Annotated in this window: 24 protein-coding genes and 1 pseudogene; 23 read left to right on the top strand and 2 right to left on the bottom strand. The window is 72.2% G+C overall.

The genetic code is table 11. From position 1 onward, the window contains the following. Window positions 1-260 precede the first annotated feature (260 nt). The 6 genes from HC362_RS08725 (at window position 261) to HC362_RS08700 (ending at window position 8,591) form a co-directional block, all read left to right on the top strand. Window positions 261-1,889 carry a hypothetical protein gene (locus HC362_RS08725; protein WP_243083331.1) on the top strand — a complete coding sequence of 543 codons (1,629 nt, stop codon included), beginning with the start codon at window positions 261-263 and terminating at the stop codon, window positions 1,887-1,889. A gap of 243 nt (window positions 1,890-2,132) precedes the next feature. Next, window positions 2,133-3,443 (top strand): ammonium transporter, encoded by a 1,311-nt coding sequence (locus tag HC362_RS08720; protein ID WP_243083330.1) that lies wholly within the window; start codon window positions 2,133-2,135, stop codon window positions 3,441-3,443. Beyond that, on the top strand, window positions 3,440-3,778 hold the full coding sequence (locus HC362_RS08715) for a P-II family nitrogen regulator (RefSeq protein WP_099884599.1): 339 nt from the start codon (window positions 3,440-3,442) through the stop codon (window positions 3,776-3,778). Before HC362_RS08720 ends, HC362_RS08715 begins: the two co-directional genes overlap by 4 nt. After that, window positions 3,775-6,342 (top strand): [protein-PII] uridylyltransferase, encoded by a 2,568-nt coding sequence (locus HC362_RS08710; protein WP_279240077.1) that lies wholly within the window; start codon window positions 3,775-3,777, stop codon window positions 6,340-6,342. The genes HC362_RS08715 and HC362_RS08710 overlap by 4 nt, the downstream gene beginning before the upstream one ends. Before the next feature lie 138 nt (window positions 6,343-6,480). Continuing rightward, the gene (gene ffh, locus HC362_RS08705) at window positions 6,481-8,040 is read left to right on the top strand and encodes a signal recognition particle protein (RefSeq protein ID WP_243083329.1); all 1,560 of its coding nucleotides are present in this window, start codon (window positions 6,481-6,483) and stop codon (window positions 8,038-8,040) included. Between the two features lie 32 nt (window positions 8,041-8,072). Further along, window positions 8,073-8,591, top strand: coding sequence for a GNAT family N-acetyltransferase (locus HC362_RS08700; protein ID WP_243083328.1), 519 nt, complete (start codon window positions 8,073-8,075; stop codon window positions 8,589-8,591). Window positions 8,592-8,646: 55 nt separating this feature from the next. Here the strand turns inward: HC362_RS08700 and HC362_RS08695 are convergent, their stop codons facing one another. Next, window positions 8,647-9,456, bottom strand: coding sequence for an SAM-dependent methyltransferase (locus HC362_RS08695; protein ID WP_243083327.1), 810 nt, complete (start codon window positions 9,454-9,456; stop codon window positions 8,647-8,649). A gap of 299 nt (window positions 9,457-9,755) precedes the next feature. On the opposite strand from HC362_RS08695, the gene HC362_RS08690 reads away from it, so the two are divergent. From HC362_RS08690 to HC362_RS08615, 16 genes are all read left to right on the top strand, one after another. Further along, on the top strand, window positions 9,756-10,421 hold the full coding sequence (locus tag HC362_RS08690) for a hypothetical protein (protein WP_209267753.1): 666 nt from the start codon (window positions 9,756-9,758) through the stop codon (window positions 10,419-10,421). 199 nt (window positions 10,422-10,620) lie between these two features. Further along, on the top strand, window positions 10,621-11,079 hold the full coding sequence (gene rpsP, locus HC362_RS08685; protein WP_209267752.1) for a 30S ribosomal protein S16: 459 nt from the start codon (window positions 10,621-10,623) through the stop codon (window positions 11,077-11,079). A gap of 2 nt (window positions 11,080-11,081) precedes the next feature. Continuing rightward, entirely contained in the window at window positions 11,082-11,321 is a 240-nt protein-coding gene (locus HC362_RS08680) for an RNA-binding protein (protein ID WP_099884612.1), read from the top strand. 145 nt (window positions 11,322-11,466) lie between these two features. Then, window positions 11,467-12,147, top strand: coding sequence for a ribosome maturation factor RimM (rimM, locus tag HC362_RS08675; protein WP_243083326.1), 681 nt, complete (start codon window positions 11,467-11,469; stop codon window positions 12,145-12,147). After that, on the top strand, window positions 12,144-12,947 hold the full coding sequence (gene trmD, locus HC362_RS08670) for a tRNA (guanosine(37)-N1)-methyltransferase TrmD (protein WP_243083325.1): 804 nt from the start codon (window positions 12,144-12,146) through the stop codon (window positions 12,945-12,947). Before rimM ends, trmD begins: the two co-directional genes overlap by 4 nt. A 242-nt stretch (window positions 12,948-13,189) precedes the next feature. Continuing rightward, window positions 13,190-13,540, top strand: a complete 351-nt coding sequence (gene rplS / locus HC362_RS08665) for a 50S ribosomal protein L19 (RefSeq protein WP_209213468.1) — start codon at window positions 13,190-13,192, stop codon at window positions 13,538-13,540. A gap of 44 nt (window positions 13,541-13,584) precedes the next feature. After that, window positions 13,585-14,301 (top strand): signal peptidase I, encoded by a 717-nt coding sequence (gene lepB / locus HC362_RS08660; RefSeq protein ID WP_243083324.1) that lies wholly within the window; start codon window positions 13,585-13,587, stop codon window positions 14,299-14,301. A 475-nt stretch (window positions 14,302-14,776) separates the two neighbouring features. Next, window positions 14,777-15,766 carry a signal peptidase I gene (lepB, locus tag HC362_RS08655; RefSeq protein WP_243088439.1) on the top strand — a complete coding sequence of 330 codons (990 nt, stop codon included), beginning with the start codon at window positions 14,777-14,779 and terminating at the stop codon, window positions 15,764-15,766. Between the two features lie 4 nt (window positions 15,767-15,770). Then, window positions 15,771-16,850 carry a signal peptidase I gene (lepB, locus tag HC362_RS08650; protein WP_243083323.1) on the top strand — a complete coding sequence of 360 codons (1,080 nt, stop codon included), beginning with the start codon at window positions 15,771-15,773 and terminating at the stop codon, window positions 16,848-16,850. A gap of 112 nt (window positions 16,851-16,962) precedes the next feature. Next, entirely contained in the window at window positions 16,963-17,700 is a 738-nt protein-coding gene (gene lepB / locus HC362_RS08645) for a signal peptidase I (protein WP_243083322.1), read from the top strand. A 39-nt stretch (window positions 17,701-17,739) separates the two neighbouring features. Then, window positions 17,740-18,063, top strand: a complete 324-nt coding sequence (locus tag HC362_RS08640; protein ID WP_027735391.1) for a DUF2469 domain-containing protein — start codon at window positions 17,740-17,742, stop codon at window positions 18,061-18,063. A gap of 422 nt (window positions 18,064-18,485) precedes the next feature. Then, window positions 18,486-18,842 (top strand): YraN family protein, encoded by a 357-nt coding sequence (locus HC362_RS08635; RefSeq protein ID WP_209267792.1) that lies wholly within the window; start codon window positions 18,486-18,488, stop codon window positions 18,840-18,842. Continuing rightward, the gene (locus HC362_RS08630) at window positions 18,842-20,461 is read left to right on the top strand and encodes a YifB family Mg chelatase-like AAA ATPase (RefSeq protein ID WP_243083321.1); all 1,620 of its coding nucleotides are present in this window, start codon (window positions 18,842-18,844) and stop codon (window positions 20,459-20,461) included. Before HC362_RS08635 ends, HC362_RS08630 begins: the two co-directional genes overlap by 1 nt. A 320-nt stretch (window positions 20,462-20,781) precedes the next feature. Next, window positions 20,782-22,050, top strand: coding sequence for a DNA-processing protein DprA (gene dprA / locus HC362_RS08625; protein WP_243083320.1), 1,269 nt, complete (start codon window positions 20,782-20,784; stop codon window positions 22,048-22,050). A 297-nt stretch (window positions 22,051-22,347) separates the two neighbouring features. Beyond that, window positions 22,348-23,202 carry an RNA polymerase sigma factor WhiG gene (gene whiG, locus HC362_RS08620; RefSeq protein WP_243083319.1) on the top strand — a complete coding sequence of 285 codons (855 nt, stop codon included), beginning with the start codon at window positions 22,348-22,350 and terminating at the stop codon, window positions 23,200-23,202. 100 nt (window positions 23,203-23,302) lie between these two features. Beyond that, window positions 23,303-23,842, top strand: coding sequence for a TetR/AcrR family transcriptional regulator (locus HC362_RS08615; RefSeq protein ID WP_243088438.1), 540 nt, complete (start codon window positions 23,303-23,305; stop codon window positions 23,840-23,842). A gap of 250 nt (window positions 23,843-24,092) precedes the next feature. Here HC362_RS08615 and HC362_RS08610 read toward each other — a convergent pair. Then, a pseudogene (locus HC362_RS08610) lies at window positions 24,093-24,506 on the bottom strand (M23 family metallopeptidase); the annotation flags it as partial. 778 nt (window positions 24,507-25,284) lie between these two features. Here HC362_RS08610 and rpsB point away from each other — a divergent pair. Further along, window positions 25,285-26,187, top strand: coding sequence for a 30S ribosomal protein S2 (gene rpsB / locus HC362_RS08605; RefSeq protein WP_243083318.1), 903 nt, complete (start codon window positions 25,285-25,287; stop codon window positions 26,185-26,187). Window positions 26,188-26,307: the final 120 nt, after the last annotated feature.

Genomic DNA, 26,307 nt, shown 5'->3' with positions numbered 1-26,307 from the left:
GCGGATTCCTCTCCGTGGAGTTTTCCCCCAGGTGTCAAGTCAAGCGCGTCCGAGCGGTTCAGGGTTCATCCGAAGGGGTGGCGAATGGTGGCGATTCTGCAATTACACTCGCCCCACTCGTGATCGTAGGATTACTTTCGGTACACACAGTGGAGAGAGCGCGGCGGCGGACTATGCCGGAGGCATGGCGGGGTCGAGGGTGCGGCGGACGCGCCGGGGAGCGCGGACCGGCCGGCGCCTGAGCGCGTCACCGAGGCGGGATGGGGGCGTTACCAGTGGCTGAGCGAGGCCAGGCGAGCAAGAGCCCGAACGAGCGGCTGGGCTCGTGGTTCATGCGCAGTGGCTGGTCGAAGGGCGAGCTGGCACGCCAGGTCAACCGCCGGGCACGCCGGCTGGGCGCACACCACATCAGCACCGACACCTCCCGGGTGCGCCGCTGGCTGGACGGCGAACAGCCGCGCGAGCCCATCCCCCGCATCCTTTCCGAGCTGTTCTCCGAGCGTTTCGGCTGCGTCGTCGCCGTCGAGGACCTCGGGCTGCGTCCGGCACGGCAGTCCCCCGCGGCCTCAGGGGTGGACCTGCCCTGGGCCGGACCGCAGACCGTGGCGATGATCAGCGACTTCACCCGCAGTGACCTGATGCTGGGCCGCCGCGGCTTTCTGGGCACCTCGCTCAACGTCTCTGCGGGCCCCGCGCTGATCGAGCCGATGCAGCGCTGGCTGGTGCCCGGCACCGGCACCGAGGGCGGACCGACGGGGGACCAGCCGGGCCCGGCCGGGCACACCGTCCCCGCGCCCCGTGACGGACTGCGCGGCAGGGCGGCACGCGGCGGGCAGGGCCCGCACGCGGCGCGGCAGCGGCACGCGTACGGCGAGCAGGCCGAACCGTCTGCCGGTGGCGGACTGCGGCGCGGGCCGCGGCTGTCCGCACCGGAGCTGGAGCTGCTGGAGCAGACCACCGAGATGTTCCGCACCTGGGACGCGCAGTGCGGGGGAGGGCTGCGCCGCAAGGCCGTCGTCGGACAGCTGCACGAGGTCACCGACCTGCTCCAGGAGCAGCACCCCGAGCCCGTCAGGCGCCGCCTCTTCCGCGTCACCGCCGAGCTGTCCGAGCTGGCGGGCTGGATGAGCTACGACATCGGGCTCCAGCCCACCGCGCAGAAGTACTTCGTCCTGGCGCTGCACGCCGCCAAGGAGGCCGGCGACCGCCCCCTGGGGTCGTATGTGCTCAGCAAGATGGGCCGCCAGATGATCCACCTGGGCCGCCCCGAGGACGCGCTGGAACTGGTCCACCTCGCGCAGTACGGCAGCCGCGAGGGCGCCACCCCCCGCACCCAGGCCATGCTCTACGCCATGGAAGCCCGCGCCTACGCCAACATGGGGCAGCCCGGTAAGTGCAAACGCGCGGTGCGGATGGCGGAAGAAACGTTCTCCGACATCGACCGCTCGGACGCCGACCCCGACTGGATCAGGTTCTTCTCCGAGGCCGAGCTGTACGCGGAGAACGCGCACTCCTACCGCGACCTCGCCTACTCCTCCGGACGGAGCCCCACCTACGCCTCGCTGGCGCGCCCGGCCATGGAACGCGCGGTCGAACTGTTCGCACAGGAGGCCCGCGAGTCGGAGGGCGGCGGCCACCAGCGCTCCTACGCGCTCAACCTGATCGGCATGGCCAGCGTGCACCTGCTCCAGCGGGAGCCGCAGGGGTGCGTGGCCCGGGCGAGCGAGGCCCTCGGCGTCGCCAAGCGGCTGCGCTCGGAGCGGGTCAACAACCGGCTGCGCCGCACCACGGCAGGTGCCGTGCGCGAGTTCGGCGAGCTGGCCGATGTGGTGCAGCTGAGCGAGCGGCTCCGCGTGGAACTGGCCGACAGCGAGGCCGTGGCGGGCTGAGACCCCGAGGGCGCTCGGCAGCCACGTGCGGGCGCAGCGTACGCGCGTTGCCGCCGGGCAGCTCACGCTTCATCTCCTCGTAACACCGGCGGGCGGGTTTTCACGGCTTCGAAACACCGGGAGGCGACGGCCGAAACCGGGCTTCGGAAACCTTGCACGCAACCCGCCCCCCTGCCTCCCCGGCCCCGGCCGGGAGGTGCCGCACCGGCCCGCAGGGTCGCGTACCCCGAGGAGACGTCCACATTGAACGGCGCGGATACCACCTTCGTCCTGGTCAGCGCGTTTCTGGTGATGGTGATGACGCCTGGCCTCGCCTTCTTCTACGGCGGCATGGTCCGGGTCAAGAGCGCTCTGAACATGCTGATGATGTCCTTCATCTCGCTGGCGATCGTCAGCGTGCTGTGGGTGCTCTACGGATACTCGCTGGCCTTCGGCCCTGACACCGGCGGCGTCATCGGAAACCTGGACTTCATCGGCCTGAAAGGCATCTCGCCCGACTCCCTCACCGGGAAGGGCGGCATTCCGGTCTTCGCCTTCGTCCTCTTCCAGATGATGTTCGCGATCATCACCCCGGCGCTGATGAGCGGCGCCCTCGCCGACCGCGTCAAGTTCAGCGCCTGGGCGGTCTTCCTCACCCTGTGGGTGACGGTCGTCTACTTCCCCGTCGCGCACTGGGTGTGGGCCGAGGGCGGCTGGCTCTTCGACCTGGGAGTCATCGACTTCGCGGGCGGTACCGCCGTCCACATCAACGCCGGTATCGGGGCGCTGGCCGCGGTGCTGGTGGTCGGCAAGCGCATCGGCTTCAAGAAGGACCCGATGCGTCCGCACAGCCTGCCGCTGGTCATGCTCGGCACCGCGCTGCTGTGGTTCGGCTGGTTCGGATTCAACGCCGGCTCCGCGCTCGCGGCCGACGGCACCGCCGCCACCATGGCGCTCAACACCCAGCTCGCCACCGGCGCCGCCATGCTGGGCTGGCTGATCTACGAGCGGATCAAGCACGGCGCTTTCACCACGCTGGGCGCCGCCTCGGGCGCGGTCGCCGGACTGGTGGCGATCACCCCCTCCGGTGCCGCGGTCAACGCCATGGGCGCGCTGCTGATCGGCGTCGTGGCCGGCGCCGCCTGCTCCTGGGCGGTCAGCCTCAAGTACAAGCTCGGGTTCGACGACTCGCTGGACGTGGTCGGCGTGCACCTGGTCGGCGGCGTCATCGGCACCCTGCTGGTCGGCTTCCTGGCCGTGGACGGCGCCGGCGGCCTGACCCAGTTCGGCAAGCAGGCGCTCGGCGCCTTCTCGGTGATGGCGTTCTCCTTCGTCGTTTCCTGGCTGCTGGCCAAGCTGGTACAGGCCACCATCGGCTTCCGCGCCGACCCGGACGACGAGGCGGCCGGCGTCGACCAGGCCTTCCACGCGGAGACCGCGTACGACTTCAGCGCCGTCGGCGGCTCCTCGGTCCGCGACCGGGGCGGGCTGCCCGGTTCCGCAACCGCGGCCGGTGAGAGCGTGGCCGCGAACACCGCCCGTCACGACAGCCACGACAGCAAGGTGGACGCATGAAGCTCATCACCGCCGTGATCAAGCCGTACCAGCTCGACGAGGTGAAGGAGGCGCTGCGGGCCTTCGGGGTCCAGGGCCTCACCGTCACCGAGGCCAGCGGCTACGGACGGCAGCGCGGTCACACCGAGGTCTACCGGGGTGCCGAGTACACCGTCGACCTCGTCCCCAAGGTGCGCATCGAGGTGCTCGCCGAGGACGAGGACGCCGAACAGCTCCTGGAGATCGTGGTCAAGGCCGCACGCACCGGCAAGATCGGCGACGGGAAGGTGTGGATGGTGCCCGTGGAGACGGCCGTCCGGGTACGGACGGGTGAGCGGGGACCGGACGCGCTGTGAGGGACGCGGCGGCGGCACGGACGGCGGGGGCACCTGACGAGGTGCCCCCGGGGGAGGTCGGCCCGGCCGCGGAAACGCCTGCGGGGGGCGGCCCGGGCCAGGGCCCGGACCGCACGGGCGAGGGGTACGCGGCGGCCCGGGTACGGCTGCTGCGGGACACCGAGCTGTCCGGGCCCGACCGCCGCCGCGCCCTGGCCGGGCTGACCGACCGGTGGCTGGCCGGGCTCTTCGCCGCCGCGCCTGGCGGCACCGCGCTGGTGGCCGTCGGCGGCTACGGGCACGGCGAGCTCTCCCCCCGCAGCGACCTCGACCTTCTCCTGCTGCACGACGGCAGCACCGACGCCGCGGCCCTCGCAGCCCTCGCCGACCGCGTCTGGTACCCGGTCTGGGACCTCGGACTGGCGCTCGACCACTCCGTACGCACCCTGGCCGAGGCACGCACCGCCGCCTCGGACGACCTCAAGGTGCAGCTCGGCCTGCTGGAGGCCCGCCACGTGGCCGGGGACGAGGGCCTCACGGCCGAGCTGCGCACCGCCGCGCTCGCCCGCTGGCGCGCCGAAGCCCGCACCCGGCTGCCCGAACTGCGCGAGTACGCCGCCGAACGGGACCGGCGGCACGGCGAGTTGCGCTTCCTGCTGGAGCCCGACCTCAAAGAGGCACGCGGCGGACTGCGGGACCTCACCGCGCTGCGAGCCGTGGCCGCGTCCTGGCTCGCCGACGCCCCCCGCGAGGGTCTCGCCCAGGCCCGGGACACCCTCCTCGACGTCCGCGACGCGCTCCATCTGACCACCGGCCGCGCCACCGACCGGCTCGCTCTCCAGGACCAGGACCAGGTCGCCTCCGCGCTCGGCCTGCTGGACTCCGACACCCTGCTGCGCCGCGTCTACGAGGCCGCCGGGGCCGTCAGCTACGCCCACGAGGTGACCTGGCGCGAGGTGGAGCGGGTGCTGCGGGCCCGTACCGGCTCCCCGCGCGGTGCCCGGCTGCGCGGCCTGCTGGGCGCCAGGCGCTCCGGCGGACGTCCGGGCGCGCCCGCGCAGGAGCGCACCCCGCTGGCGGAGGGCGTGGTGGAGCACGAGGGTGAGGCAGCACTCGCCCTGCACGCCCGCCCCGACCGCGACCCCGTACTGCCGCTGCGTGCCGCTGCCGCCGCGGCCCAGGCCGGGCTCCCGCTGGCGCTGCCCGCCGTACGCAAACTGGCCCGTACCGCCCCCGACCTGCCCGTGCCCTGGCCCGCCGAGGCGCGCGAGGAGTTCGTCACCCTGCTCGGCGCCGGCGAGGCGACCGTCCCGGTGTGGGAGGCGATGGACGCGGCCGGGCTGATCACCCGGCTGCTGCCCGACTGGGAGCGGGTCCGCTGCCGCCCCCAGCGCAATCCCGTGCACCGCTACACCGTCGACCGCCACCTGGTGGAGACCGCCGTACGGGCCGCGGCGCTCACCCGCCGCGTCCACCGGCCCGACCTGCTGCTGACCGGCGCGCTGCTGCACGACATCGGCAAGGGCTGGCCCGGCGACCACTCGGTCACCGGCGAGACCATCACCCGGGACCTGGCGGCCCGCATCGGGTTCGACGCCGCCGACACCCGGACGCTCGCCACTCTCGTACGGCACCACCTGCTGCTCGTCGAGACGGCGACGCGGCGGAACCTGGACGACCCCGCAACCGTGCGGTCCGTCGCCGACGCAGTGGGCTCGCCCGGCACCCTGGAGCTGCTGCACGCCCTCACGGAGGCCGACGCGCTGGCCACCGGTCCGGCCGCCTGGTCCTCCTGGCGCGCCGCACTCGTATCCGACCTGGTCTCCCGGGTGGCCGCGGTGCTGGCCGGTGAGCCCGCGGCCGACCAGGCAGCGGACCAGGAGCTGACGGCGGAGGGCGAACGCCTGGCGATGGAGGCGTGGCGCACCGGCGGTCCGGTACTGGCGCTGCGCACCCAGAAGGCGGGACCTCCCGACGCGGGCCGGGACGGTGAGCACGGGCCCGAGCCGGTCGGAGTGGAGCTGTCCGTGGCACTGCCCGAGCAGTCGGGTGTGCTCCCGGCAGTCGCCGGAGTGCTGGCCCTGCACAAGCTGACCGTCCGGGCCGCGGATCTGCGACTGGCCCAGCTGCCCGGCGAGGTGGACGGCGAGACCCCGCGCGTGCTGCTGCTCACCTGGCGGGTGGCGGCGCAGTACGGGTCGCTCCCGCAGGCGGCGAGGCTGCGCGAGGACGTCGTCCGCGCCCTCGACGGCTCCCTGGGCCTCGCCTCCCGGCTGGCCGAGCGGGAGGCCGCCTACCGGCCGCGCCGCACCGGGGTGAAGCCACCGCCGCCACGGGCCACCGTCGTCCCGGGCGACTCCGCAGCGGCCACCGTCGTCGAGGTGCGGGCCCAGGACGCCCCCGGACTGCTGTACCGCATCGGCCGGGCCCTGGAGGAGGCCGGTGTGCGGGTCAGCAGCGCCCATGTGAGCACCCTGGGGGCCAACGCCGTCGACGCCTTCTATGTGACGGACGCAGCCGGGGCGCCCCTGACCGACCTGGCGGCGGCGCGCCTCGCACAGCACATCGAGACCGAGCTGCGCTGAACCCGTGCGGGGCCGGGGCGGGGCCGGGCCCTGGCCGGGTGCCGTCCCGGATCCGGACAGGCGGGATGGCCCGGCCCGCGAGGCGGCTACCCTTGGCAGAGATTGACTCCGCCACCGACCCGAGGACCGACGAGCGCTGTGTTCGATACCCTTTCCGACCGCCTGAGTGCGACGTTCAAGAACCTCCGGGGCAAAGGGCGCCTCAGCGAGGCGGACATCGACGCCACCGCGCGCGAGATCCGTATCGCCCTGCTCGAGGCGGACGTCGCGCTCCCTGTGGTGCGCGCCTTCATCAAGCAGGTCAAGGAGCGTGCGCTGGGGGCCGAGGTCTCCCAGGCGCTGAATCCCGCCCAGCAGGTCATCAAGATCGTCAACGAGGAACTGATCGGCATCCTCGGTGGCGAGACGCGGCGCCTGAGGTTCGCCAAGAACCCGCCGACCGTCATCATGCTCGCCGGTCTCCAGGGCGCGGGCAAGACGACCCTGGCGGGCAAGCTGGGCCGCTGGCTCCAGCAGCAGGGCCACACCCCGATGCTCGTCGCGGCCGACCTCCAGCGCCCGAACGCGGTCAACCAGCTCCAGGTCGTCGCCGAGCGCGCGGGCGTCGCCGTCTTCGCGCCGGAGCCGGGCAACGGGGTCGGGGATCCGGTCCAGGTCGCCAAGGACTCGATCACCTACGCGCGTGACAAGCAGCACGACGTGGTCATCGTCGACACCGCGGGCCGCCTCGGTATCGACCAGGAGTTGATGCAGCAGGCCGCCGACATCCGCGACGCGGTCAGCCCGGACGAGGTCCTCTTCGTCGTCGACGCCATGATCGGTCAGGACGCCGTCACCACTGCCGAGGCCTTCCAGGAGGGCGTCGGCTTCGACGGCGTCGTGCTCTCCAAGCTCGACGGCGACGCGCGCGGCGGTGCGGCGCTCTCGGTCGCGCAGGTCACCGGCAAGCAGATCATGTTCGCCTCCAACGGCGAGAAGCTGGACGACTTCGACGCCTTCCACCCCGACCGGATGGCCTCGCGCATCCTCGGTATGGGCGACATGCTCACGCTGATCGAGAAGGCGGAGCAGACCTTCAGCCAGCAAGAGGCCGAGAAGATGGCCGCCAAGCTGGCGAAGGGGCCCAAGGAGTTCACGCTCGACGACTTCCTGGCCCAGATGGAGCAGGTCCGCAAGATGGGCTCGCTCTCCAAGCTGCTCGGCATGATGCCCGGCATGGGTCAGATGAAGGACCAGATCAACAACCTGGACGAGCGCGAGGTCGACCGCACCGCCGCCATCATCAAGTCGATGACGCCCGCGGAGCGCGCGGAGCCGACGATCATCAACGGCTCGCGGCGTGCCCGTATCGCCCGTGGTTCCGGGGTGGACGTCAGCGCGGTCAAGAGCCTGGTGGAGCGCTTCTTCGACGCCCGCAAGATGATGTCCCGGATGGCCCAGGGCGGCGGCATGCCCGGTATGCCGGGCATGCCGGGTATGCCCGGCGGGGGTGGCGGCAAGAAGAAGGGCAAGCAGAAGAAGGCCAAGGGCAAGCGCCAGTCGGGCAACCCGATGAAGCGCAAGCAGGAGGAGCAGGCGGCGGCCGCGCGCCGGGAACAGGGCGGCGAGGGCGGGGCCTTCGGCATCCCTGGCCCCGGCCAGGACCCGGGCAACTTCGAACTCCCCCAGGAGTTCAAGGACATCCTGCCCCCGAAGTGAGCGTGCCGCGGCAAAGGCGGATGATGTCGTTCATGCGCGTATACATCCGCCCTCCGCGGCCCGCCGACGAGCAGCTCTACAGCGAGGCGGTCGTCCGCTCGGCAGACCATCTCCGCCCGTGGAACCCCGTCGAGCCGGACGGCTTCCCGGATCTGCTGCGCCGCCAGGGGCCCGCGCTGCGCACCTTCCTCATCCTCGACCGCGAGGACGAGGGCCTGGTCGGGCGGGTGAACGTTGCCAACATCGTGCGGGCCCGCTTCCGCAACGGCGCCCTGGGGTACGACAGTTACGTGCCCTACGCCGGAACCGGGCGGATGACCGAGGGGCTGCGGCTGGTCGTCGACCGCTGCTTCCAGCCGGGGCCCGACGGTCTGGGGCTGCACCGGCTGGAGATCAACGTCCAGCCGGAGAACGAGCGCTCCCTGGCCATGGCCAAGCGGCTCGGATTCCGGCACGAGGGCTTCTCGCCCCGGATGCTGTTCATCAACGACGCCTGGCGCGACCACGAGCGCTTCGCGCTGACCGTCGAGGAGTGGCCGGGCCTGGACTGACGGGTGACGGACGGTGCGGGCGGCGCCGTACGGCAGGGGCGGCCCGGGCGGCAGGTCACGTACGGGCGACGACGTACCGGAACAGGTTCGGCATCCACACGGTGCCGTCCGCGCGCAGATGCGGGTGGAGCGCCTCCACCAGCTCCTTGAGCACCTGCTCCTCGTCGGTGGCGCGCACCGCGCTGTCGTACAGCCCGGTCGACAGCAGCCCGCGCACCGCGGCGGCCATGTCCGCGTAGCCGAACGGGCAGGCGACCCGCCCCGACCCCTCGAGCCGCAGCCCACCGCCCGCCGCCAGCTCCTCCAGGTCGTCCCTGCCGCACCAGTCGGGTCCCGCCTCGGCGGGCTCGGCCAGCCGCGTCGCGACTCGCAGCGCGGGCGCCACCGCGCACCGCTCCATCGGCCCCCACCCGGCCAGTACGACAGCGACACCCGGGCCCAGCGTCTCCCGCAGCCGTACGAGCTCCTCCTGTCCCGGGAGCGTGCCGAACGCCGTCACCAGCGTCGGCCGAGCGCCGGCGGCGACCGCCTCCAGCGCCGTGCCGTGGGTGAGCCGCGCTTCCCGGTCCGGGCCTTCTCCCTCAGGGCCGAGCAGCCGCTGCCCTGCGAGTTCGAGGCGGGCGGTGTCGGTGTCCGCGCCGTGTACGCCCGCGCCGCGGGCGGCGGCCAGCAGCAGCGCGAGCCCCGTACCACAGCCCAGACCGAGCACCCGGCTCCCCGGCCCGGTCTCCATCCGTTCGTACACCGCTTCGTAGAGCGGAACCAGCATCCGTTCCTGGATCTCGGCCCAGTCCCGCACCCGCGCCGCGCTGCCGGCGCCGGGAAGGCGGATCGGGTGCTGGTGGTGTACGAGCGTGGGTGTCATCGCAACGCCCCAATCCGAAGATCCGTCCAGCGATTTGGTCCCCCGAGTGGTGCCCGTGCCCCGTATGCCAGGGAACTGCGTATCCTCCCCTGAGTCCAGGGGGTGCGCCGGGTTGTCTTCCACGCCCCCCCGCGTGCGCCCCTCGGCGCCCGGTGATACGTCCCGGCTTGGGGCGGCTGCGTGGGTTGGGCGGGCTGCGTGAGTTGGGAGAGCTGCGCGGGTTGCGCCCACATCTGCGTACCCGCACCCATCTTCCCGTGCATCACCGAGAACTGACTGGTACGTGCAAAATATTTGCGATGGCCCGTAATCGGAACACGAAGGCACCTCCGCTCGTTGGAGACGACGTGAGCACGACACCACCAGTTCTCGCCGCCGAGCTGGCAGCCGCCTGGGCCGACATTCAACGGCACCACCCCGAGCTGCCGGATCTGGCCGCGCCCGAATCACTCATCGGAGAGTCCTCGTCCGCCTGCGGCACCGGGCTCTCGTTCGAACGGCTGCTCCATGAGGCAGTCCACGGCATCGCCGCGGCCCGCGGCATCCGGGACACCTCACGGGCGGGCCGCTACCACAACCGCCGCTTCCTGGCGATCGCCGAGGAGCTCGGCCTTGATCACCCTGAGGAGCCGCACCCCAGCAGCGGCTTCTCGCTCGTGGTGCTCACGCCCGAGACGAGAAGGCGATACCGCCCCACCGTCGAGCGCCTCCAGCGGGCCCTGAAGGCGTACAGCGCCGCCACGGAGACCGACACCGGGCGCAGCTTCCGCGGCCCCGCCGCGCGGCACGGCTCCTCCGGGGGTGGTGTCCGGGTCAAGGCCGTCTGCGACTGCGGGCGCAACGTCCGCGTCGTCCCCTCCGTGCTGGCCCAGGCCCCGATCATGTGCGGAGCCTGCGGAAAGCAGTTCCGTATCCCCGCAGAGCCGGCCCCGGCGCCGGCTGCGGAGCCGATGGCCGTCGGCTGACCCCCGCGCGTCCGCCCGTCCGGGCCCGGGGCGGTTTCTGCCGGGCCCGTGCGGTGTGGCATCATGGTCGGCTGAACTCGGCAGCCGCACAGGACCCCTCTCTCCTCCGGCTGACGCGTCCATTCGGGCACCCGGCGCTACAACCCCACGTGGCAGTCCGCCGTGTCCACCCACGTCAAGACCAGGAGACACCACACCCGTGGCAGTCAAGATCAAGCTGAAGCGTCTGGGCAAGATCCGTTCGCCTCACTACCGCATCATCGTCGCCGACTCCCGTACCCGCCGTGACGGCCGGGCCATCGAGGAGATCGGCCTGTACCACCCGGTGCAGAACCCCTCGCGCATCGAGGTCGACTCGGAGCGTGTCCAGTACTGGCTCGGCGTCGGCGCCCAGCCGACCGAGCCGGTCGAGGCCATCCTCAAGGTCACCGGCGACTGGCAGAAGTTCAAGGGTCTGCCGGCCCCGGAGCCGATGAAGGTCGCCGAGCCGAAGGCCGACAAGCGCGCCCTCTTCGAGGCCGCTGCCAAGGAGTCCGCCGACGAGCCGAAGGGTGAGGCCATCACCCCCAAGGCGAAGAAGGCTGACAAGGCCGACAAGAAGGCGGACGCCGGCGAGTCGACCGACGCTTCGGCCGCCACCGAGTCCACCGAGGCCTGAGGATGCTCGAGGAGGCCCTCGAGCACCTGGTGAAGGGCATCGTCGACCACCCCGACGAGGTGCAGATCGCGTCCCGCAACCTCCGTCGCGGCCGTGTGCTGGAGGTCCGGGTGCACCCCGACGACCTCGGCAAGGTGATCGGCCGTAACGGGCGCACCGCGCGCGCTCTGCGCACCGTCGTGGGCGCGCTCGGCGGGCGGGGCATCCGCGTCGACCTCGTCGACGTGGACCAGGTCCGCTGAAGCGCAGCATGCAGCACCGGCACGGGCCGGGGACGGCAGCCAAGCCGTCCCCGGCCCGTTGTCGCGCCCGCACCTTTCTGAGACCAGCGACACCCCTGAGACCACCGACACCCATCGAGCACGGAACCGAGCACGGAGAAGCACAGTGCAGCTAGTCGTCGCGCGGATCGGCCGCGCCCACGGCATCAAGGGCGAGGTCACGGTCGAGGTCAGGACCGACGAGCCCGAACTGCGGCTCGCCCCCGGTGCCGTGCTGACCACCGACCCGCCCACCGCGGGACCGCTCACCATCGCCTCCGGGCGAGTGCACAGCGGACGGCTGCTGCTGCGCTTCGAAGGCGTGCACGACCGCACCGCGGCCGAGGCCCTGCGCAACACCCTGCTCGTCGCCGAGATCGACCCCGACGAGCGTCCCGAGGACCCCGAGGAGTTCTACGACCACCAGCTGGAGGACCTGGAGGTCGTGACGGTGGACGGCACGGTCGTCGGCCGTATCGAGAGCGTCGCCCACCTGCCGGCCCAGGACCTGCTGGTCGTACGCCGCGAGGACGGCGGCGAGGTGCTGATCCCGTTCGTCAGCGAGATCGTCCCCGAGATCGACCTGGAGGCGCAGCGCGCGGTCGTCGACCCGCCGCCCGGGCTGCTCGGTGAGGAGACCGGAGAGGCAGACGAGGTCGGCGGGACCGATGAGGCCGGTGGGCCCGGTGAAGCCGAGGAGACCGGGGAGGCCGAGGAGACCGGGGAGGCCGAGGAGACCGGCGGGTCGGGCGCGAACGGCGAAGCCGGGGGCGGGGCGGCGGGGCCGGGCCGGGAGAGCACCCGGTGAGGCTCGACGTCGTCACGATCTTCCCCGAGTACCTTGAGCCGCTGAACGTCTCACTGGTCGGCAAGGCCCGGGCGCGCGGCGTACTCGATGTCCGCGTGCACGACCTGCGGACGTGGACACACGACCGGCACAACACCGTCGACGACACGCCCTACGGCGGCGGCCCCGGCATGGTCATGAAACCGGAGCCCTGGGGCGAGGCGCTGGACGAGGTGCTGGCGACGGGCGAGCCGGATCAGGAACCGCCCGTGCTCGTCGTCCCCACTCCCAGCGGCCGCCCGTTCACCCAGGAGCTGGCCGTCGAGCTGGCGGACAAGCCGTGGCTGGTCTTCACCCCGGCCCGCTACGAGGGCATCGACCGCCGCGTCATCGAGGAGTACGCGGACCGGCTCGATGTGCGCGAGGTCTCCATCGGCGACTATGTGCTCGCCGGCGGGGAGGCCCCCGTCCTGGTCATGGTCGAGGCCATCGCCCGGCTGCTGCCCGGCGTGCTCGGCAACGCCGCCTCCCACCAGGACGACTCGTTCGCACCGGGCACCATGGCCAACCTGCTGGAGGGCCCCGTCTACACCAAGCCGCCCGAGTGGCGCGGCCGTGGCATCCCCGAGGTGCTGCTGAGCGGCCACCACGGCAGGATCGCCCGCTGGCGGCGCGACCAGGCGTTCGCACGGACGGTGGCCAACCGGCCGGACCTGATCGAACGCTGCGACCCGGAAGGCCTCGACAAGCACGACCGGGCCACCCTGGAGGGGCTGGGCTGGCGGCAGGGCACGGACGGGCGCTGGCACCCGGCGGAGTAGGGGCGCCGGGTTCGCAGGTGTGTCCCCCGGCTTCGGGTGAGGCCCGGCCGCCGGTGAGGCCGTGCGGAACAGGCGGCCGATTTTGGCCGCGCGTGCTGCCCATGGAAGAATGAGCTGTTGCCTCACCTCCGGCGCGCGACCCTGCCACAGGGGGACCGACGCCCGCCGAGAGTGGCGGCTCCCAGGATCACCACCACGATTCCGTTGATGACCTGTGGCATCAGCGAGGAAAGCAGACGGACATGTCCCACCTTCTCGACAGCGTCGACTCCGCCTCCCTGCGCAAGGACGTACCGGCCTTCCGCCCCGGTGACACGGTCAACGTGCACGTCCGCGTCATCGAGGGCAACCGCTCCCGTGTCCAGCAGTTCAAGGGCGTCTGCATCCGCCGCCAGGGCTCGGGCGTGCGGGAGACCTTCACGGTCCGCAAGGTCAGCTTCAGCGTCGGCGTCGAGCGCACCTTCCCGGTCCACACCCCGATCGTCGAGAAGATCGAGGTCGTGACCCGCGGTGACGTCCGTCGCGCCAAGCTGTACTACCTGCGCGAGCTGCGCGGCAAGGCCGCCAAGATCAAGGAGAAGCGCGAGAGCTGAGCTCGCGTCCTCGGCGCCCGGCGAGCCGGTTAGGCTTCCGCTCGATGGAGACCGAGGAACAGCACGACACACCGGAGCGCGACCGTTCCTCCTTTCCCGTACCGGGAAAGAAGGACAGGTCGCGCTCTGTGCGTCTGGGGCTGTCGGTGGGATCCGTGCTGGTGGCGCTCTTGCTGACGAGCGCGTTCATCGTGCAACCTTTTCTGATCCCGAGTTCCTCGATGGACCCGACCCTGCGCGTCGGGGACCGGGTGCTGGTGAACAAGCTGGCCTACCGGTTCGGCGACGGTCCGCAGCGTGGGGACGTCGTGGTCTTCGACGGCACCAACTCCTTCTCAGGGGAGGCCGACCCCGACGCGAACCCGGTGATCACGGCGCTGCGCAAGGCCGGCGCCGCGACGGGGTTGGTGCCGCCCTCCGAGACCGACTATGTGAAGCGCGTGATCGGAGTCGGCGGCGACCGGGTGCGCTGCTGCGACAGACGGGGGAGGATCGAGGTGAACGGCCGGCCCGTGGACGAGGACTACCTGCACCCGGGCAACGCGCCCTCCGCAGTGCCCTTCGACATCAGGGTCCCCGAGGGACGCCTGTGGGTGATGGGCGACTACCGCTCACGCTCCAGCGACTCCCGTGACCACCTCGGCGACCCCGGCGGCGGCACCGTTCCGGTCGAGCGGGTGATCGGACGAGCCGACTGGATCGGCTGGCCACTGAGCCGCATCGGATCGGTGCCTGCGGGGGCAGGCGGCGGCGATGGCTGAGCCGGAGCGCCCCTTCGGGGACTTCGGGGATTTCAGGGACTTCGGGTATGAGGGTCCCGGTGGGTACCGGGCGGGGCCCGGGTGGTACGGGGCACCCGGCGCGTACGACCGGTGGCAGCAGCCTCGGCAGCCGTCCGGCTCTGATCCGGCCGGCTCGGACCCGTCCGCTCATGGTTCGCCGTACTCGAACGCGGAGCCGTATCCGCCGAGTGCGGAACCGTATCCGAACGAGCCGTACCCGAGTGCCGAACCGTATCCGCACGCGCGGCCCTATCCGCAGGCCGAGCCCTATCCGTACACGGAGCCGTACGACTATTCCCAGCCGTACCCCGACCCGGCACCCCCTGTGCGACCCGAGTCGCACGTGCCTCCCGAGGCGCACGCGCAGCCCGCGGCCCGTGCTCCCGGGGCCGGAGAGCCCGCGAGCGCGCTCGGGGACACCGCGACCAGCGGCGCCGAGGACCAGGAGTCGCCGCTGCGCCGGGCTGGCCAGGGGCGGGCCGATCGCCGTCGTGCCGCGAAGCGCATCAAGCGCCGCCGCAGGCTCTCCGCGACCAAGGAGATCCCGATACTCGTCGGCGTCGCGCTGCTGATCGCGTGGGTGCTCAAGACCTTCCTCGTCCAGGCGTTCGTGATCCCCTCCGGCTCGATGGAGCAGACCATCCGGATCGGGGACCGGGTGGCGGTGGACAAGCTCACCCCCTGGTTCGGCGCCAAGCCGCACCGCGGGGACGTGGTGGTCTTCCAGGACCCGGGCGGCTGGCTGAAGGACGAGAAGAAGGACACCGCGGACCCGCCGGCGGGGGTCAAGCAGGGCAAGGAGTTCCTGACGTTCATCGGGCTGCTGCCCTCGGACGACGAACAGGATCTGATCAAACGTGTTGTCGGCGTCGGTGGGGACACCGTGCGCTGCTGCGACAAACAGGGCCGCGTCACCGTGAACGGCAGGGCGCTGGACGAGCCGTACATCCATCCGGGCAACAAGCCGTCCCGGATGAAGTTCAAGGTGACCGTACCCGTGGGACGCGTGTTCGTGATGGGGGACCACCGCGCCAACTCGGCCGACTCCCGTTACCACTTGGAAGAGCCCGACCGAGGAACGATCGGGGAGGACCGAATCGTTGGCAGAGCGATTGTCATCGCCTGGCCGTTCGACCATTGGAGGCGGCTCGAAGAGCCGGATACCTATGCTTCGGTGCCCGATCCCGGTGGCGTGGCCGCCGCCACCTCCGTGAACCGGGACAATCGAGTGGCGCAACTCCCGTTCTCAGCGGAACTTCCGCTCGTTATGGGAATGGTGGGCCTGTACCGCTGGAGGAACAGGCGAATGCGCAGTGTGAGGAGTGGATGTGGGGGACTTGGCGGTCGGCAAGCGGTCCGGTTCCGGGTACCCGGAGGACGAACGTCCTGGTACGGACGGCAGGACGGGCGACGAAGGACCACCGGCCGTGGAAAGAGAGAGTGACAGTGTGACCGCCGATACTGACGGGACGGCAGCGAGCTCGGGTGCCGACGGGGACGGCCCGCGGGGTCCCCGCCCCGGCCCTGACCACCGGGCGCCGGACTCGGACGCGGGAGCGGCTTCGCCGACGGAGGGCCCACGCCTCCACAAGGACGTGGGCGACCGGAAGGGTCCGGATGACCAGCAGGATACGGACGGCAGGAACGATCCGGATGGCGAGAACGATCCGGGTGGCAAGAAGCCGGTGAAGAAGCAGCGCGCGTTCTGGAAGGAACTGCCGATGCTCATCGGCATCGCGCTCATCCTGGCCCTGATCATCAAGACCTTCCTCGTCCAGGCGTTCTCCATCCCCTCCGACTCGATGCAGAACACGCTGCAGCGCGGTGACCGGGTGCTGGTCGACAAGCTGACCCCGTGGTTCGGGTCCACGCCCGAGCGCGGCGAGGTCATCGTCTTCCACGACCCGGGCGGCTGGCTCCCCGAGGCGCATGTCGAGGAGAACTTCCTCCAGACAGCGCTCAGCTTCATCGGCCTGATGCCGTCCGCCAACGAGAAGGACCTGATCAAGCGGGTCATCGCGGTCGGTGGGGACACCGTCGAGTGCAAGAAGGGCGGCACGGTGCGGGTCAACGGCACCGCGCTGGACGAGTCCTCGTACGTCTTCCCCGGCAACTCCTCCTGCGACGACAAGCCGTTCGGTCCGGTCAAGGTGCCCAAGGGCAAGCTGTGGGTGATGGGCGACCACCGCCAGGACTCCCTCGACTCCCGCTACCACCAGAACCAGCCAGGGGACGGCTTCGTCCCGGAGAAGCAGGTGGTCGGCCGGGCGATCGTCAAGGCGTGGCCGATCGACCGCTGGGGCACGCTGCCGGTGCCCGAGACCTTCGACCAGCAGGGTGTCCAGTCGCGCGCGCTGAGCGCCGCGCCCGGCGCGCTCGGGCTCGCGGGCGCCGTCCCGCTGGTGCTGTGGCGGCGGCGCCGACGGCTGCACCAGGCGGCGCCCGCGGCGGGGACGAAGGCGGCCGCTTCCCCGGCCGGGACGGCTTCCCCCGCGCATTCCTCGTCCTACCCGTCGGCCGAGGGCTGACGGCCTCCTGTACTCCCCGGTAGGGTCAGCGGTCTGCGCCGAGGCAGACTGACGAGGCCTTCGGGACGCTCCGGAGAGCGGCGGGCGTCCCGGAGGGCGGAGGAGTGCGGAAGTGAGCAGTACGGAACGAACCGAAGAGGGCCGCAGCCGCCTGGGCAACCGACTGTCCGGGCTGGCCGTGGCCCTCGGGTCTGTGCTCTTCCTCGGCGGCTTCATCTGGGCTGCCGTCTTCTACAAGCCCTATACGGTGCCCACCGACTCCATGGACCCGACCGTCCGCTCCGGCGCCCGGGTGCTGGCCGAGCGGGCGGACGGCGACGAGGTGCGTCGCGGCGATGTCGTCGTCTTCCGGGACTCGGTCTGGGGCTCGGTGCCCATGGTCAAGCGCGTGGTGGGGGTCGGCGGCGACAAGGTGGCGTGCTGCGACCGGAAGGGACGGCTGACCGTCAACGGCGAGCCGGTCGACGAGCCCTATCTGCGCACCCACGGCAGCGACTCGCAGCGTCCCTTCGAACCCACGCGTGTGCCCAAGGGCAAGCTCTTCCTGCTGGGGGACAACCGGGAGGCCTCTCTCGACTCCCGGGTGCATCTGGAGGACGCCGACCACGGTGCCGTGCCGCGCTCCGCGGTCGAGGCCCGCGTCGACGCAATAGCCTGGCCCGTCGGCGCCTTCGGAATGCTGCCGGAGGCGGGCGGGTTCGCCGACATGCCCGGCGGGACCTCGGATCGCGGACCGCTCCCGCTGGCGCTGACCGCCGTGATCGCGGGGGCCGCGCTGGTGCTGGGCGGTGCCGCGTACGGACCGCTCGCGCGGCGGCGCGCGACATCGGCCCGACGCCGCCCAGGGTGACGCACAATGGGGGGACGCACGGCTGAAGGGGAACATGCCATGAGCGCCGAGGACCTCGAAAAGTACGAGACCGAGATGGAGCTGAAGCTCTACAGGGAGTACAGAGACGTCGTCGGGCTGTTCAAATACGTGATCGAGACCGACCGGCGTTTCTATCTGACCAACGACTACGAGATGCAGGTCCACTCGGTTCAGGGCGAGGTCTTCTTCGAGGTGTCGATGGCGGACGCGTGGGTCTGGGACATGTACAGGCCGGCCCGGTTCGTCAAACAGGTACGAGTGCTCACGTTCAAGGATGTGAACATCGAAGAGCTCAACAAGAGCGAGCTGGACCTGCCGGAGGACTCGGGCTTCAAGGGCTGACCTGCCCGCTCACCCGGCCGTTCACCCGGCCGTTCACTCCGGCGGGTGACGGAGTTGTCCACAACCGCCGGGTTCTCCACAGAAGCAGAGCAAGATCCCCAAGCCACCTCCGATGCCGCCACAGTCGGCGTCGGAGGTGGTGCCGTATGAACACCAGCGAGACGCGGAAGAGCGGCCGCCCGGGCATGAGCCGGGACCGTGCCGGGCAGCGGAATGTCGGCCGGGCGAGTGCGGGGGAGCGGAACCCCGGCCGGAGCGCCGGAGAGCGGAACGCCGGTCGGGGGAGTGCTGGAGGGCGGAGTGCCGGTCGGGGGAGTACCGGCCCGGGGAGTGCCGGACAGCGGACTGCCGGGCAGCGGACTGCCGGGCAGCGGGGCACGCGGCCTCGCCGGGCGTCGGCCCCTTCCTGTGCCAAGGGGGCTCTGGGGCGGTACGGAGAAGACCTGGCGGCGCGGCGACTGCGCGAAGCCGGCATGGCGATCCTGGAGCGGAACTGGCGCTGCGCCGAAGGCGAGATCGACATCATCGCGCGGGATGCGGACGCGGTCGTGATCTGCGAGGTCAAATCCCGCCGTGCCTCTCCCTTCCAGCACCCCATGGAGAGCCTGCCACCGATGAAGACGGCCAGGCTGCGGCGGCTGGCGGCACGCTGGCTCAGCGAGTGCTGGGTCGCCCGCTACGGCCGCCCTCCCACCGGCGGGGTGCGGATCGATCTCGTAGGGGTGGTCCTGCCGGACCGGGGCGCCCCCGTGGTGCAGCACGTGCGAGGGGTCGGCTGATGGCATTCGCCCGTACGTACGCAGTCGCACTGGTCGGGGTCGAGGGGGTGCCGGTCGAGGTGCAGGCCGATCTGGAGCCGGGTGTCGCCGCCTTCACCCTGGTCGGACTGCCCGACAAGAGCTTGACGGAGAGCCGGGACCGGGTGCGGGCCGCGGTGGTCAACTCCGGTGTGCCCTGGCCGCAGAAGAAGCTCACCGTCGGCCTCAGCCCCGCCTCGGTGCCCAAGGGAGGCAGCGGGTTCGACATCGCGGTCGCCTGCGCGGTACTCGCGGCGGCGGAACGGATCGACCCACGGGAGATCGCCGGTGTCGTGATGATCGGCGAACTCGGGCTGGACGGCCGGGTACTGCCGGTCCGCGGTGTCCTCCCCGCCGTGCTGGCGGCTGCCGATGCCGGATACCGGCAGGTGGTCGTGCCCGAGCAGACGGCAGCCGAAGCGGCGCTGGTCCCGGATGTCTCGGTGCTCGGCGTCCGTAGCCTGCGCCAGCTCATCGCGGTGCTGACCGACGAGCCGGTGCCCGAGGAGCCCGACCCGGCCGCCGAAGGACTCCCGGAGGCCGCACACGCCGGTCTGGCCGGCCTGCCCATGGCGGCACCGGGCCTCACCGGCCTGCTGGGCGAGGAGCGCCCCGTGGACCTCGCCGACGTCGCAGGACAGAGCCATGCGCGCCGCGCCCTGGAGATCGCTGCGGCCGGACGGCACCACATCTATTTCAAGGGCCCTCCCGGGGCCGGGAAAACCATGCTCGCCGAACGGCTGCCGGGGCTCCTGCCCCCGCTCAGCCGGAAGGAGTCGCTGGAGGTCACGGCGGTGCACTCGGTCGCGGGCGCCCTGCCGCCCGGCCAGCCACTGGTCGCCCGGCCGCCCTACTGCGCACCCCACCACTCGGCCACCATGGCGGCGCTGGTCGGCGGCGGCTCCGGGCTGCCGCGCCCCGGTGCCGTCTCCCTGGCGCACAACGGAGTGCTCTTCCTGGACGAGGCTGCCGAATGTGGAGCTCAGGTGCTGGATGCCATGCGGCAGCCGCTGGAGTCCGGGTATGTCGTCGTGGCACGGGCTGCGGGGATGATGCGGATGCCCGCCCGGTTCCTGCTCGCGCTGGCGGCCAACCCGTGTCCTTGCGGACGGCACGGCAGCACTGTGGGCGGGTGCGAGTGTCGGCCCGCCTCGGTGCGCCGCTACCGGGCGCGGCTGTCCGGGCCTCTGCTGGACCGTGTCGACCTCCGCGTCAGCGTGGAACCGCTCGCCCGCTCCGAACTGGCCGCTGTGGACGGCCGGGCCGAGTCGACAGCCGTTGTGGCGGCGCGGGTGCTGGAGGCCAGGGAGCGCGCGGCGGCACGGTACGCGGGCACTCCGTGGAAGACCAACAACGAGGTGCCAGGGCACGAACTGCGCACCCGTCACCCCGCCTGTCCCAAGGCCCTCACCGAGGCCGAGGACGAACTGGAACGGGGCCTGCTGACAGCGCGCGGCCTCGACCGGGTGCTACGGGTCGCCTGGACGGTCGCCGACCTGGCGGGCCACCCCCGGCCCACCCGGGACGACGTCAACGTAGCCCTGGCACTGAGGACCGGCGTCCGCCGGAGCCCCGCCCTCGTCCCGGACATCCCCGCATGACGGCCCGGAACCCGCGGCCGGGGACCGGCCGGACGGAAGCGGACGAGCCGGCAGCCGCTCCCCAGCACCGACGCAGCGAGGAGCGGCCACCCCAGAGGGCCGCACGCCCCAGGACAGCCGTGCGGCACCGGCCACGACCGCACTCGGCCACCTCCGCACCGACCACGCGACGGACCCACCCGGGCACCCGCACGGTGAGCCCGCCGGGCCGCACAGACGGGATGGACCCGACGGCCCGAACGGAACGGGTGGACCAGGCGGACCGGATGGAGCAAGCGGGGCGTGCGGACCGAGCGGACGGAGCGGGCCGGGCGGATCGGATGGGCCGGGCCGCCCGAGTCGACCGGACGAGCCGAGCCGACCGGGCTGACCGAGCCGACCGAGCCGACAACGGCGGCCCGGTTGACCCGGTGGGCCCGGCCGCGCCGGAGCGGGACCGTAGCGGTGCGGTGCCGGGGCCGGTTGAGGCGGAGCGGCTCGCGCGAGCGGCGCTGACGCGGATCGCCGAGCCGGGGGACGAACTGGTCGGACGGTGGCTCGCCACCTACGGGGCGTGCGAGGTGGTGGAGGCGGTGACCGGCAGCGGTCCGCCGCTCACCGGCGCCGGGGAACGGCGCTGGGCGGGACTGCGGCTGCGGGCCGCCCGTGCGCAGCCGCACACGGATCTGGCCGCCATCGTGGGAAGCGGCGGCCGCTTCGTCTGCCCCGGGGACGCCGAATGGCCCCGGCAGCTCGATGACTTGGGGCACGCGAGGCCGTTCGGACTGTGGGTGCGGGGAACGGCCTCGCTCCGGGTGTGGGCGCTGCGCTCGGTGGCCGTTGTCGGAGCCCGGGCCTGCACCGAGTACGGGGCGCACTGCGCGGCCCTGCTGGGCGCGGGGCTCGCCGAACGGGGCTGGACGGTCGTCTCCGGCGCCGCCTACGGGGTGGACGCCGCCGCGCACCGGGGAGCCCTGGCCGTGCGCGGGCCCACCGTCGGGGTGCTGGCGTGCGGCGTGGACGTCGCCTACCCGCCGGGCCACCAGGAGCTGATCCGCGCGCTGGGGGAGCGCGGTCTGCTGGTCGCCGAGCTCCCGCCGGGGGACCATCCCACCCGTAGCCGGTTCGTGCTGCGGAACCGGGTGATCGCCGCGCTCACCCGGGGAACGGTCGTGGTGGAGGCGGCTCTGCGCAGCGGAGCCCTGGTCACCGCCCGTCGCGCCCTCGGGCTGGGTCGGCACCTGATGGGGATGCCGGGTCCGGTCACCTCCGGGCTCTCCCAGGGCGTGCACGAACTCCTGCGCGGCGAGGCGACCGTGGTCACCGACGCCGCCGAAGTGATCGAGCAGGTGGGCATGGTGGGCGAGCTGGCTCCTGAGCGGCGCGGACCGGCCGTGCCGCGCGACGCCTTGAGTCCCGATGCGGCGCGGGTCCTCGAAGCGCTCCCCGGGCGCGGGGCGTACGACCCCGCCCGCATCGCGTGCTCCGCGGGCGTGCCACCGGGTGAGGTCCTCGCGCGGCTCCATGAGCTGCGGGCACTCGGCTTCGTCGAACGCGACGGGGACCGCTGGCAGTTGGCCCCGCGCCGCAAGGGGCACTCCATCGAGTGATGAGGCGGTCCTTGACCTGGGGCTATCGGGTGAAAGGCTGAGCTGTGCGCGCTCGCCGGGGCGGCACGGTCCCCGCAGGGCACCGCACCCTGGCCCCGTGCCCGGTCATCCGCACCGCGTCCGCTTCCGGCGCTGCCGAGCCACCGCGGAAAGGAGCACGCCAGCGCAGACTGAAAGAACGATACGTCGCAGACTGCGACGCCGTGGTCACGCTACGCTCACATCATCTCGCAACGAGACACACCAACCGCACACCAACAGACCACCACTACCCAGCAGAACGGCTCAAGGCGACGTATGCCTCAGCACACCTCCGGGCCCGACCGCACAGCCGCAGCGGCCGCCGCAGCCGCACGCACCGTGGTCGACGACGACACGCCCAGGACTGCGCCCAGCTCGCTGGATGAACTCTGGCGGTCCTACAAGGCCACGGCGGACAGCAGGCTGCGCGAACAGCTCATCCTGCACTACTCGCCGCTGGTCAAGTACGTCGCGGGCAGGGTGAGTGTCGGCCTGCCGCCCAATGTGGAACAGGCCGACTTCGTCTCCTCCGGAGTCTTCGGACTCATCGATGCCATCGAGAAGTTCGACCCCTCCCGCTCCATCAAGTTCGAGACCTACGCCATCACCCGCATCCGGGGGGCCATGATCGACGAACTGCGTGCCCTGGACTGGATCCCCCGCTCGGTGCGGCAGAAGGCACGCGCCGTGGAGCGCGCCTACGCCACTCTCGAAGCCCGGCTCCGCCGCAGCCCCTCCGAGGCGGAGGTAGCCGAGGAGATGGGTATCGAGATGGAGGAACTGCACGGTGTCTTCAGCCAGTTGTCGCTGGCCAACGTCGTGGCCCTGGAGGAGCTGCTGCACGTCGGCGGCGACGGCGGTGACCGGCTCAGCCTGGTGGACACCCTGGAGGACACCGCCGCCGACAACCCGGTGGAGGTCGCCGAGGACCGCGAGCTGCGCCGGCTGCTCGCACGCGCCATCAACACCCTCCCCGACCGCGAGAAGACCGTCGTGACCCTCTACTACTACGAAGGGCTCACCCTCGCCGAGATCGGCCAGGTGCTCGGCGTCACCGAGAGCAGGGTCAGCCAGATCCACACCAAATCGGTTCTGCAGCTCCGCGCCAAACTGGCCGACGCCGGCCGCTGACCGGACCGGTCGCCCCGCACCCGTGCAACTCTCGACCTCCTCTTCGTAAGCTAGGGGCGTGCCCAGGATTCGAGCGGCCTCCGTGGCCGAGCACCGGACCATGCAGCGCGCGGCCTTGCTGGACGCCGCCAGGTCTCTGCTGTCCGAGGGCGGTACGGAAGCCCTGACCTTCCCCGCCCTCGCCCAGCGGACCGGCCTCGCGCGCTCCTCCGTCTATGAGTACTTCCGCTCCCGCGCCGCAGTGGTCGAAGAGCTGTGCGCCGTCGACTTCCCGGTGTGGGCCGCCGAGGTCGAGTCGGCCATGCGGGCCGCCGCGAGCCCGGAGGGCCAGGTCGAGGCCTACGTCCGCACGCAGCTCGCCCTCGTGGGCGACCGCAGGCACCGCGCCGTCGTCGCGATCTCCGCCGGCGAGCTGGACGCGGGGGCCCGTGAGCGGATCCGCGCCGCGCACGGAGGGCTGATCTCCATGGTGGTCGAGGCCCTCGGCGAGCTCGGCCATGCCCAGCCCCGGCTCGCCGCCATGCTGTTGCAGGGCGTGGTGGACGCGGGGGTGCGCCGTATCGAGCTCGGGGCGGCCGAAGATCCCGAAGAGATCGCCGAAGCCGCCGTCTCCATGGCGCTGAACGGCGTGCGGGGCTGACGAGGAACCTGGGGAAGCCGCCCGCTCCGCGGTCTCCGGCCGACCGTCCTGTGCGGCGGGCGGTACCGGAGTCGGTGCCGCCGCCCCGCGCCGTGCCGCACAGCCGCCGGTGCGCCCAGGCCGCGCCCAGGGCGAGTGCCAGCGCCGCCACCCAGCCCGTCGCGCCCTGAGGCCTGCCCGGGGCCGCGGCCCACGATCCCGGGGCGAGCTGCAGGTCGGCCTCCCTCTCCGGCCGCCCGCCGCCGGAACCCGGCAGTGGCACTCCAAGGACCGGCAGCAGCCGCGAGGGGCCGCCGAGGAGCGCGCCCGGTAGGAGAGAGAGCGGGTCGAGGTAGCGGTCCCCGCGCAGCAGCCCCCAGTGCAGACAGGTGTGCGGACAGTGGCCGCCGCGCTGCACAGTCCCCACCTGCTCACCGGCCCGCACCCGATCCCCCTTGCGCACCGACGGCCGCACCGGCTGATACGTCGTCCGCAGCGGCGGTCGCCCGGTGCCCCTGAGCTCGATGGACACCACACCCCGCCCGGCCACCTTCCCCGCGAACGAGACCCGGCCGTCCGCCACCGCCCGCACCGGTCGGCCCGGACGGGCCGCGAGATCGACTCCGCGGTGGCCCGCCGCCCACGGCTCAGGCGGCGGATCCCAGCCGCGTGACACCCAAGGGCGTCGCGCACCGTCCGCACCCTCGACCGGCCACGCCCGCCCGGCCACCGCGCCGCCCCGCCGGTGCCCTGCGCGACGGTGTCCGACCTCCCGGCCAGCGCCGGTATTCGCGTCGGCGGGTATGACTCCCGCACCCGCGGGCGTGAGGAGATCGTCGGGTGCGGGAGGCCTCGTGGCCCGGACGGTGCCGGGCAGGGCGGCGGTCGCCTGTCCGGGCAGCCAGGCCACAGGCAGGACGGCGGCCAGTACGGCGACCAGCAGGGCCACCGCCGACACCGCGGCGCACCACACTGCCCGGCGTCCCACCCGGGGCCGCACCGGACCACCCGGCCGCCGAAGCCTCCGGCCGGACCCGGCCTTCTGGTCCAGGCCGGACCCAGCCCTCTCGTACTGGAGTCTGTGCTGATCCATGCCGAGAACGGTGGCGCGGTTTGCCCGTCGGCGGGGATCTTGGCCAGGATCTGTGGGTAACTGCCCAGTTGTGGACAACGCCGTCACCCGTCCGAGCGGATATGGCCGCGCACCGGCCGGCCCCCTGCCGGACGGCTGTCGGCCCCCGCCGGGGCGCGGCCGACCTCCCCGGTCCCGTACACTGCTGGTGCGGCCCGGGTGACCGGGCTGACTTCGCACGCCCCGCCACCCTCACCCGGTGGCCGCGCATCTCGGTCCCAGGAACGGTCCCGGCCCAGCCGGACCTCCCGGGCGGCGCGCCAGGGGCGTCAGGCAAGCGGGGGCCGTCCGGCCTCCGCTGACGACAACCGAGTAACCAAGGAGAACGGCCATGGCCGTCGTCACGATGCGGGAGCTGCTGGAGAGCGGCGTCCACTTCGGGCACCAGACCCGCCGCTGGAACCCGAAGATGAAGCGCTTCATCTTCACCGAGCGCAACGGCATTTACATCATCGACCTGCTCCAGTCGCTGTCGTACATCGACCGCGCCTACGAGTTCGTCAAGGAGACCGTCGCGCACGGCGGCTCCATCATGTTCGTCGGCACCAAGAAGCAGGCCCAGGAGGCCATCGCCGAGCAGGCCACCCGCGTGGGCATGCCCTACGTGAACCAGCGCTGGCTCGGCGGCATGCTGACCAACTTCTCGACGGTCTACAAGCGGCTGCAGCGCCTCAAGGAGCTGGAGCAGATCGACTTCGAGGACGTGGCCGCCTCCGGCCTCACCAAGAAGGAGCTGCTGGTCCTCTCCCGCGAGAAGGCCAAGCTGGAGAAGACCCTCGGCGGTATCCGCGAGATGCAGAAGGTGCCCAGCGCCGTCTGGATCGTGGACACCAAGAAGGAGCACATCGCCGTCGGCGAGGCGCGCAAGCTCAACATCCCGGTCGTCGCGATCCTCGACACCAACTGCGACCCCGACGAGGTCGACTACAAGATCCCGGGCAACGACGACGCGATCCGCTCCGTCACCCTGCTGACCCGCGTGATCGCCGACGCCGTGGCCGAGGGCCTGATCGCCCGCTCGTCGGGCGGCGCCGGTGAGGGCAAGGGCGAGAAGGCCGCCGGTGAGCCGCTGGCCGAGTGGGAGCGTGACCTCCTGGAGGGCGAGAAGGCCGCCGAGAAGCCGGCCGCCGAGGCCGCCGAGAAGCCCGCCGAGGGCGAGGCCCAGCCCGCCGCCGAGGCGCAGCCGGCCGCAGCCGAGGGCGAGCAGACGGCTGCCCCCGCCGAGCAGGGCTGACCCACGGGCCACGTGGATCACGTGGACCCCACAGGTTCGCGGTGAGACGGCGGGGGCCGGGCGCCCCCGCCGTCCAGCCGTGAGCTGAGCCGGTCCATGTGACTCCGATCCAACCCCACC

The organism is Streptomyces sp. 891-h (assembly GCF_022760275.1).
Lineage (GTDB): Bacteria > Actinomycetota > Actinomycetes > Streptomycetales > Streptomycetaceae > Streptomyces > Streptomyces spirodelae.
This window is presented reverse-complemented; position numbering and strand designations above follow the sequence as displayed.

Coding starts and splice junctions, on each gene's coding strand:
- HC362_RS08700 (WP_243083328.1), top strand. CDS start 8,073: ATGCGCGTATACATCCGCCCTCCGCGGCCCGCCGACGAGCAGCTCTAC.
- rplS (WP_209213468.1), top strand. CDS start 13,190: ATGTCCCACCTTCTCGACAGCGTCGACTCCGCCTCCCTGCGCAAGGAC.
- HC362_RS08725 (WP_243083331.1), top strand. CDS start 261: ATGGGGGCGTTACCAGTGGCTGAGCGAGGCCAGGCGAGCAAGAGCCCG.
- HC362_RS08640 (WP_027735391.1), top strand. CDS start 17,740: ATGAGCGCCGAGGACCTCGAAAAGTACGAGACCGAGATGGAGCTGAAG.
- dprA (WP_243083320.1), top strand. CDS start 20,782: ATGGGCCGGGCCGCCCGAGTCGACCGGACGAGCCGAGCCGACCGGGCT.
- whiG (WP_243083319.1), top strand. CDS start 22,348: ATGCCTCAGCACACCTCCGGGCCCGACCGCACAGCCGCAGCGGCCGCC.
- HC362_RS08615 (WP_243088438.1), top strand. CDS start 23,303: ATGCAGCGCGCGGCCTTGCTGGACGCCGCCAGGTCTCTGCTGTCCGAG.
- HC362_RS08690 (WP_209267753.1), top strand. CDS start 9,756: ATGGCCCGTAATCGGAACACGAAGGCACCTCCGCTCGTTGGAGACGAC.
- lepB (WP_243083324.1), top strand. CDS start 13,585: ATGGAGACCGAGGAACAGCACGACACACCGGAGCGCGACCGTTCCTCC.
- HC362_RS08715 (WP_099884599.1), top strand. CDS start 3,440: ATGAAGCTCATCACCGCCGTGATCAAGCCGTACCAGCTCGACGAGGTG.
- rpsB (WP_243083318.1), top strand. CDS start 25,285: ATGGCCGTCGTCACGATGCGGGAGCTGCTGGAGAGCGGCGTCCACTTC.
- HC362_RS08630 (WP_243083321.1), top strand. CDS start 18,842: ATGGCATTCGCCCGTACGTACGCAGTCGCACTGGTCGGGGTCGAGGGG.
- HC362_RS08680 (WP_099884612.1), top strand. CDS start 11,082: ATGCTCGAGGAGGCCCTCGAGCACCTGGTGAAGGGCATCGTCGACCAC.
- HC362_RS08695 (WP_243083327.1), bottom strand. CDS start 9,456: ATGACACCCACGCTCGTACACCACCAGCACCCGATCCGCCTTCCCGGC.